Raw genomic sequence first — 14,009 nt, forward strand, 5'->3', positions numbered from 1 at the left:
GCGGAGGATTGCTCAGGATAGCGGATCGGCTGCTACTCAGGTGCTTGTCACAGGCTACGATGATGCCAAGCAAACCGCTCAGAGCCGGGCGGTGCTGACAGTGATATAGCCTTTTTCTGCCAGGGCAATGCGTATCACGGTTTCATCCTCCGGCGCGTTGCGGTTGCGCTTGATGCGCACGCCTTCAACCGCCGAAGCTTTCATATGCTCTGAAATGGCCCGCCCGTTCGCGTCGAAGAACACCTCGCTGGCCAGCAACTCGATGCGTTCGATCAGTTGCCGGGAATGTTCATCGGTGGCGCAGAAGAACATGACCCCCGACAAGTGCGGGTCGTTGTCGGGGTTGGTCATGTCATGGGCCAGCATTTCGCGCAGGCTGCTGCGCAGTTCGGCGATGGGGCGGGCGTACGGGTGCATGCGGAGCCTCCTCTGGGGCGCGACCTTGCGTCCTCCAGTGCCGATCATGTTTTCTGTGGGCAGAGGCAGCAAGTAGGGCGCTTCTGAGGGCGGCGTAGGAAACGTCTTAAGATGCTGGGCGGTGGTCGAACCCCAGGGTCTACAAGGCAGCAGCCCCCGCCTTGGCCACCTGGGCATCCTGTTCGGATTTGACGCCGGATACACCAATGGCGCCCACCACCTGGCCTTCCACCCGCAGCGGCACGCCACCTTCAAGGCTGGTCAGCAGGGGGGCGGTCACGAAGGCCGTGCGGCCGCCATTGACCATGTCTTCATAATCCCGCGTCTCTTTGCGCCCCAGTGCGGCGGTGCGGGCCTTTTCCATCGCAATGTAGGCACTGGCCGGTGCGCAGCCGTCCAGGCGTTCCAGGGCCAGTGGGTGGCCGCCGTCGTCGACCACGGCGATGGTCACGCTCCATTGGCGGGCCTGGGCTTCCTGGCGGGCGGCGGTCAGTACGCGGGCGATTTCGGTCTGGCCGATAACGAACTTGCTAAGCATGGGCGGGCTCCGGGTTCAAGGCGGCTTCGACGATTTCGATCCAGTGGCGCACGGGCGTGCGTCCAGCTCCGTCGAGGTGGGCCTGGCAGCCTATGTTGGCTGTGGCAATGAGGTGCGGTTTACCGCTTTCCAGCGCATTCAGACGATTGTCGCGAAGTTGCAGTGACAGTTCAGGTTGGGTCAGCGAATAGGTGCCTGCCGAGCCGCAGCACAGGTGGCCATCGGGCACCGAGGTCAGGGTAAAGCCAAGCCGTGTCAGCAACGCCTCTACCGCGCCGCCCAGCTTCAGTGCGTGCTGCAGGGTGCATGGGCAGTGGAAGGCCAGGCGCTGTTCGGCGCACAGGGCCAATTGTTCGATCGGCTCATCGCGCAGGATTTCCACCAGATCGCGGGAAAGTGCACTGACCCGTGCGGCCTTGGCAGCGTAATGGGGGTCTTTCTCCAGCAGGTGGCCATAGTCGCGGACAAACGCGCCGCAGCCGCTGGCGGTCTGCACGATAGCCTCGGCACCCGCTTCGATGGCGGGCCACCAGGCGTCGATATTGCGCCGCGCCCGCTGCAGGCCTTGCTCCTGGGCATTCAGGTGATAGTCCACCGCGCCACAGCATCCGGCCTGCAGGATGGGTTGCACACTGATGCCCAGGCGGTCGAGCAGCCGCGCAGCCGCGGCATTGGTATTGGGTGACAGGGCTGGCTGCACGCAACCTTCCAGCATCAGTACCCGGCGCGCATGGCGCACTGCCGGACGCTGGCCGGGTGTGGTTACCTGCGCCGGCAACTTGCGTTTGAGTGAGGCCGGTAGCAGCGGGCGCAGCGCCTGGCCGCTGCGGGTCAGGGCCTTGAACAGTGCCGGGCGCGGCACCACCGCACGCAGGCCCAGGCGCAACAGGCGCTGGCCGAGTGGGCGTGGCACCTGCTGCTCGACCACTGCGCGGCCGATGTCCAGCAGGTCGTGGTACTTCACCCCCGATGGGCAGGTGGTTTCGCAGTTGCGGCAGGTCAGGCAGCGGTCCAGGTGCAATTGGGTGCTGGCGGTGACCGGCTCGCCTTCGAGCATCTGCTTGATCAGGTAGATGCGCCCGCGAGGGCCGTCGAGTTCGTCGCCCAGCAACTGGTAAGTGGGGCAGGTGGCGGTGCAGAAGCCGCAATGTACGCAGGTGCGCAGAATGCGCTCGGCTTCGTCGGCGCGGGCCAGGCGGCGCGAGGTTTCGCTAAGGTTGGTTTGCATGGGCTGGCCTCACAGGTCCGGGTACAGGCGACCAGGGTTGAACACCCCCTGGGGATCGAGCTGCTGCTTGAGGGCGCGGTGATAGCGCATCAGTGCAACCGGCAGCGGCGGGCTGCTGGCTGCACCGGGGGCGTAGCAGGTGGCGTGGCCGCCCACCCTGGCGACCTGGTCGCGAATGGCCTGCGCCGGTGCGCAGGTCTTGAGCCAGCGCTGGGCACCCCCCCAGTCGATCAGTTGCTGGCCGGGCAGGTCCAGCTCGCCGGTGACGGTGGGTACGGACAGGCGCCACAGGGGGGCGGCGTCGGCAAAGAACGCCAGGCGCTGCTCGCGCAGGTCGCTCCAGAAGCGGTTATCGAGCGTTTCGCCCCCCAACCGCTGGCGTGCCGATTGCACCGACCCTTCGCCGCCTTCCAGGCGCAGGTACAACGTTTCGCCGTCATGGCAGGCGGCGCTGATCGGTAGCGGTTGCTGGCCCCATTCGGCCAGCTCGGCCAGCGCTTCATTGCGGCCCATCGGCAGGCGCAGGCTCAGGCACAGGCGCGGCCGTGGCAGCACTTTCAAAGAAACCTCGGTCAGCAGCCCCAGGCATCCGAAGCTGCCCGCCATCAGGCGTGACACATCGTAGCCGGCGACGTTCTTCATCACCTCGCCACCAAAGCGCAGCAGCTTGCCGTGGCCGGTGATCACCCGTGTACCCAGTACAAAGTCGCGCACCGACCCGGCCCACGGCCGTCGCGGGCCAGACAACCCGGCCGCGACCATGCCGCCCAAGGTGGCCTCGGGGCCCAGGTGGGGTGGTTCGCAGGGCAGCATCTGGCCGGCCTCGTGCAGGGCGGCCTCGATCTCGCGCAGGGGGGTACCGGCGCGGGCCGTGAGTACCAGCTCGGTGGGGTCGTAGCTGACAATGCCGCGGTGGTTGCGGGTGTCGAGTACTTCGCCGGCCACCGGGTTGCCGAGCATCGCTTTGCTGTTGCTGCCCTGGATACGCAGCGGCGTACCTTCGTTCAGCGCCTGGTTGACCTGCTCCAACAGCGTCTGGCTCATGTCGCGCTCCATGCTCATCAGAAGCGCTCCAGCTCGGGGAAGGGCAGTTGCCCTTGGTGCACGTGCAGGGCGCCGAATTCGGCGCAGCGGTGCAGGGTGGGAATGTTCTTGCCGGGGTTGAGCAGGCCCTGGGGGTCGAAGGCGGCCTTCACCGCGTGGAACAGGGTAATTTCGTCGCTGTTGAACTGCGCGCACATCTGGTTGATCTTCTCGCGCCCCACGCCGTGTTCACCGGTGATGCTGCCGCCCACCTTCACACACAGTTCCAGAATCTTGCCGCCGATCGCTTCGGCACGCGCCAGCTCGCCGGGCAGGTTGGCATCGAACAGGATCAAAGGGTGCATGTTGCCGTCGCCGGCATGGAACACATTGGCCACCCGCAGGCCGTACTCCGCGGACAGGTCGCTGATGCCCTTGAGCACCCGTGGTAACTCGCGGCGCGGGATGGTGCCGTCCATGCAGTAGTAGTCCGGGGAGATGCGCCCCACGGCCGGGAAGGCGTTCTTGCGCCCGGCCCAGAAGCGAACGCGCTCGGCTTCGTCGCAGGCCAGGCGCACCTCGCGGGCCCCGGCTTGGGTCAGCACGGCGGCGACGCGCGCGCAGTCGTCGTGAACATCGGCTTCCACGCCATCCAGTTCGCACAGCAGGATCGCCGCCGCGTCCACCGGGTAGCCGGCATGGATGAAGTCTTCAGCGGCGCGGATCGCCAGGTTGTCCATCATCTCCAGGCCGCCAGGAATGATGCCGGCAGCGATGATGTCGGCGACTGCCCGGCCGGCGTCCTCGACGCTGTCGAAACTGGCCAGTATCACCCGCGCCACCTGGGGCTTGGGCAGCAGCTTGACAGTGACTTCGGTGACGATACCGAGCATGCCTTCGGAGCCGGTGAACAATGCCAGCAGGTCGAAGCCGGGGCTGTCCAAGGCATCGCTGCCGAGGCTCAGGCGTTCGCCCTCGACCGTAAGGATGTCCACCTTGAGCACATTGTGTACGGTCAGGCCGTACTTGAGGCAGTGCACGCCACCGGCGTTTTCGGCGACGTTGCCACCGATCGAGCAGGCAATTTGCGAGGAAGGGTCGGGTGCGTAGTACATACCATGGGGTGCGGCGGCCTGGGAGATGGCCAGGTTGCGTACACCCGGTTGCACGCGGGCGTAACGCCCCTGCGGGTTGACCTCGAGGATACGGTTGAAGCGCGCCATCACCAGCAGGATGCCCTTGGCCAGCGGCAGGGCACCACCAGACAGGCCGGTACCGGCGCCACGCGCAACCACCGGTACGCCGCGCTGGTGGCAAAGCTTCAACAGCGTCTGCACCTGCTCCAGGCGCTCGGGCAGCGCCACCAGCAGTGGCACGGTGCGGTAGGCCGACAGGCCGTCGCATTCGTACGGTTTGAGGTCTTCATCGCGGTGCAGGATTTCAAGATCCGGCAGGGCATCGCGCAGCGCCTGCAACAGGGCGGCCAGGTCCACGTTGGGCAGCGCGCCATCGACGCGTTCGTCGTACAGGATATTCATTGGCTCACTCGCAACGGTTTTTGTTGTTGTTGGCGAAGCGGTCACCGATGCAGCGTGCGCGTGCTAGCGTTTGGGGTCGAGTGAGATGTTGACTGGTCCTACCAGTTTCTTCGGGCAGTACTGTTTATTCACGGTTCTGTCTGGCTAGATTGGCGCTATAAGTCAAAGTGGTCCTACCAGCAGGGGTGTGCGCAGTGGGTACTGAAGGCAAGGCCAAGGTTGCCGACCAGGTGGCCGAACGGGTCGAGCGGCTTATCGTCGAAGGCGTGCTCAAGGTGGGCCAGGCGCTGCCGTCGGAGCGGCGGCTGGTGGAAAAGCTCGGCTGTTCACGTTCGGCCTTGCGCGAGGGCCTGCGCATTCTGCGTGGGCGCGGCATCATCGACACTGAACAGGGGCGGGGTTCGTTCGTCGCCGATCTCACCGGGCAGGCGGGTGCTACGCCTTTGATGCACCTGTTCAGTTCGCAACCGCGCACGCTGTTCGACCTGCTGGAGGTCAGGGCGTTGCTGGAGGCTGAGTCGGCGCGGCTGGCAGCGTTGCGGGCTACCGACGTCGACCGCCTGCTGATCCGCCGGCGCTACGAAGAAATGCTGGCTGCGCACGAGGCTGCGCAGGCGCTCGATGCCCGTGAGCATGCCCGCCGTGACCATGCCTTTCACCGGGCGATCAGTGAGGCGTCGCATAACCCGGTGCTGGTGCATACCCTGCAATCGCTCAGTGACCTGACGTTGAGCACGGTGTTTGCGTCGGTCAACAACTTGTACTGCCGGCCAGCGCAGAAACGCCAGATTGATCGGCAGCATGCGCGGTTGTACCGCGCAGTCATGGAGCAACTGCCCGAGCAGGCGCAGCGGGCGGCGCGTGAGCATATCAACGGCATACGCGACAGTTTGCGGGAGATCGAGCAGGAAGAACAGCGCCTGGTCAGGGCGACCATGCGTATGGATGGCTGGGGGTGAAGCGGCCCTGTACCGGCCCTCTCGCGTCGAACCGCCGCGAAAGGGCCGGTACAGGTTTACTCAATGGTCAGCCACGGGGTCATCTTGCGACAAGATGGCCCGGGCCAGTTCTTCATCGTTGGCCTGCAGCCCAGGATGGTCCTTGCGGGCCTGTTCAAGCGCCGACTCCACATAGGCGCCGCGGATGGCACCGCCGCTGGCGACGAACGCTGAAAGTTCGTCACGGGCCGGGATGATCCGTTTGTCATCCTTGAAGGTCGAATACAGCGAAGCGGAAATACCGGCCGAGGTGGCGACGTCGCCCGCATCGACGCGGGCCAGGGCAGCACCGGCAGGCATCAGGAGCAGCAGCGCAGGGGCGAGCAGTAGGTGGCGCATGTCGTGTTCTCCAGTAACGTGAAGCACAGGGAAATAAACCACTCAGTGTCTAAGACGGTTGAGGCGTTCGGGTAGTTCCCTTCTGCTGGCAGGAGCGTGGCGGGGATGAAGGTGAACCTGCCGCTGACGATATGGCTGAACGCACGGTTCTCAAGGTGTCGACGGAGCGCGTCATGGATTGACCGCGTCGGGACGCGCGTGATTTGCTTGGGTGGAGGGGCTTCGCGGGCAAACCCGCAGAGCGCCCTGCCGATCATTCAAAGGAAACTGAAGGTTCGCCCATGTCCGACTACAGGCTGCATTGCTTCGCCGAATCCGGTAACGCCTACAAGGCTGCGCTCATGCTTGAACTCACCGGCCAGAACTGGCAGCCGGTGTTCGTCGACTTCTTCCATGGCCAGACGCGTGAGCAAACCTGGCGCGATGAGGTGAACGAGCAGGGCGAGGTGCCGGTGATGGAGCATGCTGGCAAGCGCTTCACCCAGTCTGCGCTGATTCTGGAATACCTTGCCGAACAGACCGGCCAGTTCGGGCCCCGTGATGAAGATGAAAAGCGTGAGATCTGGCGCTGGATGCTGTTCGACAACCATAAGTTCACCAGCTATTACGCTGCGCTGCGCTTTCTGTTCTGCCTGAAGAACACCGGCGAAACCGATGTCACGCGGTTCCTGCGCGAGCGTGCCACGGCGGCTTACCGTATTGTCGATGCTCACCTGGCGAAGACGCCATTCATGGTCGGTGGCCGGTTGACCATTGCCGACCTGTCGTTGGCGGGGTATGTGTTCATGCCAGAAGACACCGGTATCCCGTTGGCAACGTTCACGCACATCGAGGCCTGGAAAGCCCGGATCCAGGCGCTGCCGGGGTGGAAACACCCGTATGAGCTGATGCCGCGCACGGCATCCTGACTCATTCGCGACTAAAGCCGCCTGCACAGCGGCTACGCCAAATCATGTGTGTGGCACACCCCGAGTGGGTGCGCCGCCCGCATACTCCGGCTTCAGGTGCCCTTGCTCATCCAGCAGATAAGCATCCATCACCTCCCGCACCACCGGCCCTGCGACCCGGCCTCCAGCCTCACCGTTCTCGATCATTACCGCCACCACCACACTGGGGTGCTCAGCCGGAGCAAAGCCGACAAACAGGGCGTTGTCGCGGTGGCGCTCCAGGGTCTTGTTGCGGTTGTAACGCTCACCCTGTTTGATCGCCACCACCTGCGCGGTACCACTCTTGCCGGCGATCCGATACTGCGCGCCTGCTGCTGCGGCGCGGGCAATACCGCGCGGGTCGTGCATGACCATCTGCATGCCCTGGCTGACCTGGTCCCAGGCATGCTTGTCGTGCAGCACGATGTCGGGCATGGGGTTTGGGTCGATCGGTGTATCGCCACCCACGGTCATGGCCAGGTGCGGGCGGTGCCACACGCCCTTGCTTGCCAGCAGGCTGGTGGCCTGGGCCAGCTGCAGGGGGGTGACCTGCATGTAACCCTGGCCAATGCCAAGGATCAGCGTCTCGCCCGGGAACCAGGCCTGGCGTCGTGTGGCGCGCTTCCACTCGGCCGAGGGCATCAGCCCGGAGGCTTCCTCGAACATGTCCAGCGACACCTTCTGGCCCAGGCCGAACTCGGCCATGTAGTCGTGCAGGCGGTCGATACCCAGCTTGTGCGCCAGGTCGTAGAAGTAGGTGTCGTTGGAGCGCATGATGGCGGTGTACATGTCCACCCAGCCGTCGCCGCTGCGGTTCCAGTTGCGGTACTTGTGGTCATAGTTGGGCAGTTCGTAGTAGCCCGGGTCGAACACCCGGCTGCCAGGGGTGATCACCCCGCTGTCGAGGCCAGCGATGGCCACTTCAGGCTTCACGGTCGAGCCAGGCGCATACAGGCCGCGCAGGACGCGGTTGAACAGTGGGCGGTCGATGGAGTCGCGCAGCGCGGCATACTGCTTGAAGCTGATGCCCTTGACGAACAGGTTGGGGTCGAAGCTGGGGTTGCTGACCATCGCCAGTACGTCACCATTGGCCGGGTCCAATACCACCACCGAGCCACGGCGGTCACCCAGCGCTTTTTCTGCGGCTATCTGCAAATGGGCGTCCAGGGTGAGGACTATATCCTGCCCAGGGGTCGGGTCCTTGTGGTTGAGCACGCGCATCACCCGCCCCTGAGCGTTGGTCTCGACCTCTTCGTAGCCCACATGGCCATGCAGCTGGCTTTCGTAAAAGCGCTCGATGCCGGTCTTGCCAATCGATTGGGTGCCGCGGTACTCCGTGCTGTCGAGCGTCTTGGCTTCTTTCTCGTTGATGCGTCCCACATAGCCCACTGAATGCGCGAAATGCCCGGCCAGTGGGTACTCGCGGATGAACTGCGGCTCCACCTCCAGGCCCGGCAGGCGGAACTGGTTCACCGCTACCAGGGCGATCTGCTCCTCGCTCAGGCCCACCATAAGGGTTACGGGCTCGAACGGTTTGCGGCCACGGCGCAGGTCCTTGTCGAACTGCTTACGGTCGTCTTCGGTCAGGCCCAGCACCTGCGTCAGGGTGTCGAGCACCTTGGCCGAGTCGCCGCCTGATCGCTCGCGGGTCATGGTCAGGTCGAAGCTGGGCTTGTTGTCGGCCAGTACCACGCCGTTGCGGTCATAGATCAGCCCGCGTTCGGGGGCGATGGGCAGCACGTGCACGCGGTTGTTTTCCGACACGGCCGTTTGTTGGTCGTGCTGCAGCACTTGCAGCACATAGAGCCGGCCCACCAGGACAGCACACAGGCTGAACACCATGGCAGCGCAGGCCAGAAGCCGACGGTTGACCAGGTGTTTTTCCTTTTCGTGGTCCTTTAACGGGATGGGTTGCGGCATCTGTGAATCGATCCTGAGGGGTGGCAATACGCGCGCGATCGGGCCGCGGATGCTACGCAACCCGTACCGCACCCTCAAGGCGAGTCCCGGCTGCCGGCTGGCTGGCATCGGCTGTGCGCCCCATGATCAGGGCGCTGAGGGGGAACATGAAGATTTGTTCATTGCGTAGTCATGGTGGTGAGTCAAAGGGTGATTTTTGATGGTTTGTGGATCCATAATTCGATTGTGTTCGTTAATCGAACATCAAGTTTCTTTGGTTGTAAATTTATAAACTATTGAATTTAATAATAAAAAATATGAATTTGCCTAACGAAGAGCTGAGGTTGGTCGCGCCTGATTGATAGGCAGTGCTTTCGTAACGTTGTCTGTGGATCCATTATCTGGTTGATTAGCGCCTGACAACGGCCGGAGCCCTCCTGCCGTATGCGATAACAATTACAAAAAGGGTCCAGTCATGAATGGCTATCCAGCGGCACTGAACCGTCAAGGTTCCTCCCGTTGCGCCTGCGCGTGCGCATCGTTCCTCTCGCCTGTGGCCAAGCCTGGCCGGCAGGTGACCCCATGAATACCGATCTCAAGCAACGTCTGGACAACGACCCGATGGGGCGCTTTCAGTGCCTGGCCATTGGTATTTGCATCATCCTCAACATGATCGATGGCTTTGACGTGCTGGTCATGGCCTTCACCGCCGCCTCGGTGTCTGCCGAGTGGAACCTGAATGGGGCGCAGGTTGGGCTTCTGCTCAGTGCCGGCTTGTTCGGTATGGCGGCCGGGTCATTGTTCATCGCGCCGTGGGCTGACCGCTTTGGCCGACGCCCGCTGATCCTGTTGTGCCTGGCGCTGTCCGGTATCGGCATGCTGCTCTCGGCACTGAGCCAGAGCCCGTTGCAACTGGCGCTGCTGCGTGGCCTGACCGGGCTGGGCATCGGTGGCATCCTGGCCAGCAGCAATGTGATTGCCAGTGAATATGCCAGCAAACGCTGGCGCGGCTTGGCGGTGAGCCTGCAGTCCACTGGCTATGCGCTGGGTGCGACCCTGGGCGGTTTGCTGGCGGTATGGCTGCTGGGGCATTGGGGCTGGCGCTCGGTATTTCTGTTTGGCGGCATCGTCACCGTACTGGTGATCCCGCTGGTACTGCTGTGGTTGCCAGAGTCGCTGGACTTTCTGCTGGCACGCCGGCCGGCCAATGCGCTGGCCCGGGTCAACCGCCTGGCCGTGCGCCTCGGCCAGCCGGCATTGGCGCAACTGCCGGCTGTTGCCGCACGGGCAGAAGGTGCCAGCAGCGGTTTCAAGCAGCTGCTGGCGCCGGCCATGCGCCGCACCACGCTGGTGATCTGGTTGCTGTTCTTCCTGGTCATGTTCGGCTTCTACTTCGTCATGAGCTGGACGCCGAAACTGTTGGTGGCCGCCGGCTTGTCGGCCCAGCAAGGCATCACCGGCGGGGTGCTGTTGAGCGTGGGCGGCATCCTTGGCGCGGCGCTGATCGGCGGCCTGGCTTCGCGCTGGCCACTGACGCGCGTGCTGGCGTTGTTCATGCTCATTACCGCCGCGCTGCTGGTGCTGTTCGTGGCCAATGGCGCCTCGGTCACTGCGGCGCTGGCGTTGGGCCTGCTGATCGGGCTGTTTTCCAACGGCTGCGTGGCGGGGCTGTATGCCTTGTCGCCGGTGGTCTATGACGCATCGGTACGCGCCACCGGTGTGGGTTGGGGGATCGGCATCGGCCGCATGGGCGCGATCCTGTCGCCGACCGTGGCTGGCGTGCTGCTCGATGGTGGCTGGCAACCCCTGCATCTGTATGGCGTGTTTGCCAGCGTGTTCGTGCTTGCCGCGGGTTGCCTGCTGCTGTTGCGCCCAACGACCAAGCCTGCGTCCGCCTTGCCTGCTGATGCACTGAGTCACTGAGTGCAACCCGGCCTTGCCGGGTATCTGAATGCAACTTACTGCTCCGGGTCATGCTGGCCTGGGGTGGTCTGCTGCGCCTATTGAACGCGGAGAACAATAATAATGATGGACACAACTTGCACGCTGGCCCGTTCGGCCCTGGCAGTTTCGCTGGCGTTTGGCCTTGGTTTGCCGGCCTGGGCGCAAGAGGGGGGCTTCTTTGAAGATGCCAAGGGTGGGCTGACACTGCGCAACTACTACTTCAACCGGGATTTCCGCGACCCGGGGGCCGCCAAGGGCAAGGTTGAAGAATGGGCCCAGGGTTTCATCTTCAAGTTCAGCTCTGGCTACACCCCGGGGCTGATCGGTTTTGGCCTGGACGGTATCGCCCTGTTCGGCGTGAAGCTGGACAGCGGCGGCGGTACCAGCGGCTCAGAACTGTTGCCGGTGCACGATGACGGGCGGGCGGCCGACGACTACGGTCGAGCCGGGCTGGCGGCGAAGCTGCGTATGTCCGCGACCGAGCTGAAGGTCGGGGAGTTGTTGCCGGATATTCCACTGCTGCGTTACGACGATGGCCGCCTGCTGCCGCAGACCTTCCGTGGTGCCATGCTCGACTCGCGGGAAATCGAAGGCCTGAGCCTGCAGGCCGGCCAGTACCGCGAGGTGAGCCTGCGCCACTCTTCGGACATGCAGGACCTGTCTGCCTGGGCCGCGCCCGGGGTCACCTCGGACGGCTTCAACTACGCCGGCGCCGAGTACCGCTTCAACCAGCAGCGAACACTGATCGGCGCCTGGCACTCGCAGTTGGAGGACATCTACCAGCAAAGCTACTTCAACCTGCTGCACAGTCAGCGGGTAGGGGAGTGGACGTTGGGGGCCAACCTTGGCTACTTCATCGACCGGGATGACGGACAGGCGCGCATCGGCGACATCCAGAGCCGCACCGGCTACGCCTTGTTGTCAGCTTCGTACAGTGGGCACACGCTGTACCTGGGGTTGCAGAAGGTCAGTGGTGACAGCCAGTGGATGTCGGTGTACGGCAGCAGTGGGCGAACCTTGGGCAACGACATGTTCAACGGCAACTTCAGCAATGCTGACGAGCGTTCGTGGCAAGTGCGTTACGACTACAACTTTGCCGCGCTCGGTGTGCCAGGGCTGCTGGCCATGGTGCGGTACGGGCATGGCGAGAACGCCACCACGGCGGCGGGCAGCAATGGCAAGGAGTGGGAGCGCGATACCGAGGTGAACTACACCTTCCAGAGTGGGGCTTTGAAGAACCTCAACATCCGGCTGAACAACGCGACCAACCGGCGCAGCTTCAACAGCGATTTCGACCAGACGCGACTGATCGTCAGCTACCCGCTGACCTTGTAGGAACGGGTTCAGCCGCGAACACCGGCGCAGCCGGTGCCATGTTCCGTGTTGCCTGCTTCGCGGGTAAACCCGCTCCTACATTTACGGCGCATGTCTTGCGCCCGGTTGGTTTCTTGGCGCGCGCCCCCCGTAGGAGCGGGTTCACCCGCGAACACCGGCAAAGCCGGTGCCATGTTCCGCGTTGCCTGCTTCGCGGGTAAACCCGCTCCTACATTTACGGCGCATGTCTTGCGCCAGGTTGGTTTCTTGGCGCGCGCTCTGCCCGTAGGAGCGGGTTCACCCGCGAACACCGGCAACGCCGGTGCCATGTTCCGTGTTGTGAGCTGCGCCCCAGATGTTGGACATCTGTCCATCATCTGGGGTTTTTATGAGCAAGTACTCAACACAATTCAAGCAGTCAGCCATCCAGGCTTTCCTCAAGCGTGGCCGAGGCTTTCGCCACATCGCGGCGCTGTTTCAAATCGATCCGACTTTGCTGCGCCGTTGGGTCATGTCCTATCAGTTACATGGTGAGGCCAGCTTCGAGAAGCCTGGCGGTCATTACAGCAGTGAGTTCAAGCTTTCTGTGCTCTACCGTATGTGGCGCGAGAAGCTGTCGCTCCGGGCCACCGCAGCGTTGTTCAACCTGGGTAACTCATCTCAGGTGCGGCGCTGGGAGGAACAGTATTACAGTGGCGGCTTCCAGGCCCTGTCCTCAAGCAAAAAGATATTGGTCACCCCTATGCCTAAAGCCCCGCGCAAGCCCGAAGAGACCGCTCCCAAACCTATCGAGGAGCTTACCCATGCGGAGCTGCTCAAGAGACTTCGCCAGCTTGAAGCGGAGAACGCCTACCTAAAAAAGCTCGAGGAGCTCGACGAGGAGAAGGCGAGGCTGAAGAAAGCCAGGAAAAAACCCGGCTAGTAAGGGCTTTGCGCGAACACTACCCGTTTGCCGATCTGCTCAAGGCTGCCGGCCTGCCACGCAGTACTTACTATTACCAGCTAGGGCTGCTTGAGGCCGGGGATAAGTGTGCCTCTCTCAAAATCTCGATCCAGGAGATCTGCGACCGACATCGCGGTCGTTATGGTTATCGGCGGGTTACCTCTGCGCTGCGCAGTTCTGGGCAGTTGGTTAACAGTAAAAAGGTGCGCCGGCTGATGGCTGCTCTAGACCTCAAGTGCACGGTCCGCCCGAAGAAGTACAAGGCGTATCGGGGCCTGATGGGAGAAGCCGCGCCTAACATTCTCAAGCGTAATTTCCAGGCTGATCAGCCTAACCAGAAGTGGGTTACCGATGTCACTGAGTTCAAAGTGGCGGGTGAAAAGCTGTACCTCTCGCCTGTAATGGATCTGTACAACGGCGAAATCGTGACGTATCGCACCGACACCAGACCGCGCTTCACCTTGGTCGGCGAAATGCTGGAGCGCGCGATTCAACTGCTTCCGGCGGGCAACAAACCACTGCTGCACTCGGACCAAGGATGGCACTACCGATACCCTGATTACTGTGCACGTGTGAAGGAAGCAGGGCTTGAGCAAAGCATGTCACGCAAAGGTAACTGCCTGGACAACGCCGCGATGGAGAGTTTTTTCGGCACGCTGAAGTCGGAATACTTCTACCGTGAGCGCTTCAAAAGCGTCGCAGAGCTACAGGCGGGACTGGATGAGTACATCCACTACTACAACCATGACCGCATTAAAATGAAACTCAACGGCCTGAGTCCTGTGGCTTACAGAACTCAAGCTGAGGTAGCCTAGCACCGACCGTCCAACATCTGGGGCGCAGCTCATTGCCTGCTTCGCGGGTAAACCCGCTCCTACAACAGGTCAGCAGCAACCCCACGG

General features: G+C 63.0%; 12 protein-coding genes. 5 read left to right on the plus strand and 7 right to left on the minus strand.

Annotated features, from left to right (window positions below; genetic code table 11):
• Positions 1 to 78: 78 nt before the first annotated feature.
• The 5 genes from REH59_RS11655 to glcD all read right to left on the minus strand — a co-directional run bounded on the left by REH59_RS11655 (position 79) and on the right by glcD (position 4,744).
• Positions 79 to 417: a hypothetical protein gene (locus REH59_RS11655; RefSeq protein WP_004576022.1), complete on the minus strand. Its 339-nt coding sequence runs from the start codon at positions 415 to 417 to the stop codon at positions 79 to 81.
• Between the two features lie 139 nt (positions 418 to 556).
• Entirely contained in the window at positions 557 to 955 is a 399-nt protein-coding gene (locus tag REH59_RS11660; RefSeq protein WP_012051956.1) for a heme-binding protein, read from the minus strand.
• Positions 948 to 2,183, minus strand: a complete 1,236-nt coding sequence (gene glcF, locus REH59_RS11665; RefSeq protein ID WP_014859095.1) for a glycolate oxidase subunit GlcF — start codon at positions 2,181 to 2,183, stop codon at positions 948 to 950. The genes REH59_RS11660 and glcF overlap by 8 nt, the downstream gene beginning before the upstream one ends.
• Before the next feature lie 9 nt (positions 2,184 to 2,192).
• Positions 2,193 to 3,245 carry a glycolate oxidase subunit GlcE gene (gene glcE, locus REH59_RS11670; protein WP_014859094.1) on the minus strand — a complete coding sequence of 351 codons (1,053 nt, stop codon included), beginning with the start codon at positions 3,243 to 3,245 and terminating at the stop codon, positions 2,193 to 2,195.
• Positions 3,245 to 4,744: a glycolate oxidase subunit GlcD gene (glcD, locus tag REH59_RS11675; protein ID WP_003256158.1), complete on the minus strand. Its 1,500-nt coding sequence runs from the start codon at positions 4,742 to 4,744 to the stop codon at positions 3,245 to 3,247. Before glcD ends, glcE begins: the two co-directional genes overlap by 1 nt.
• A gap of 194 nt (positions 4,745 to 4,938) precedes the next feature.
• On the opposite strand from glcD, the gene glcC reads away from it, so the two are divergent.
• Entirely contained in the window at positions 4,939 to 5,703 is a 765-nt protein-coding gene (gene glcC, locus REH59_RS11680) for a transcriptional regulator GlcC (protein ID WP_003256156.1), read from the plus strand.
• 60 nt (positions 5,704 to 5,763) lie between these two features.
• Here glcC and REH59_RS11685 read toward each other — a convergent pair whose 3' ends face one another.
• Positions 5,764 to 6,081, minus strand: coding sequence for a DUF2388 domain-containing protein (locus REH59_RS11685; protein ID WP_003256154.1), 318 nt, complete (start codon positions 6,079 to 6,081; stop codon positions 5,764 to 5,766).
• A 281-nt stretch (positions 6,082 to 6,362) separates the two neighbouring features.
• Here REH59_RS11685 and REH59_RS11690 point away from each other — a divergent pair, with 281 nt between their 5' ends.
• Positions 6,363 to 6,989, plus strand: coding sequence for a glutathione S-transferase family protein (locus tag REH59_RS11690; protein ID WP_014859093.1), 627 nt, complete (start codon positions 6,363 to 6,365; stop codon positions 6,987 to 6,989).
• A 42-nt stretch (positions 6,990 to 7,031) separates the two neighbouring features.
• On the opposite strand, the gene mrdA is transcribed toward REH59_RS11690, so the two are convergent.
• A complete protein-coding gene (gene mrdA / locus REH59_RS11695; protein ID WP_003256152.1) occupies positions 7,032 to 8,927 on the minus strand; it encodes a penicillin-binding protein 2 in 1,896 nt (631 codons plus the stop codon).
• A gap of 561 nt (positions 8,928 to 9,488) precedes the next feature.
• Between mrdA and REH59_RS11700 the strand changes: the two genes are divergently transcribed.
• From REH59_RS11700 to REH59_RS11710, 3 genes are all read left to right on the plus strand, one after another.
• A complete protein-coding gene (locus tag REH59_RS11700) occupies positions 9,489 to 10,829 on the plus strand; it encodes an MFS transporter (protein ID WP_014859092.1) in 1,341 nt (446 codons plus the stop codon).
• Positions 10,830 to 10,931: 102 nt separating this feature from the next.
• Positions 10,932 to 12,185, plus strand: coding sequence for an OprD family porin (locus REH59_RS11705; protein ID WP_014859091.1), 1,254 nt, complete (start codon positions 10,932 to 10,934; stop codon positions 12,183 to 12,185).
• 367 nt (positions 12,186 to 12,552) lie between these two features.
• Positions 12,553 to 13,922 (plus strand): IS3 family transposase gene (locus REH59_RS11710; protein WP_128573916.1). Its coding sequence is split into 2 segments (ribosomal slippage): positions 12,553 to 13,032 and positions 13,035 to 13,922, totalling 1,368 coding nucleotides; the frame shifts between segments, so codons are not numbered across the junction.
• The last annotated feature ends 87 nt before the right edge of the window (positions 13,923 to 14,009 follow it).

Source organism: Pseudomonas sp. BO3-4 (assembly GCF_034044115.1).
GTDB lineage: Bacteria > Pseudomonadota > Gammaproteobacteria > Pseudomonadales > Pseudomonadaceae > Aquipseudomonas > Aquipseudomonas alloputida.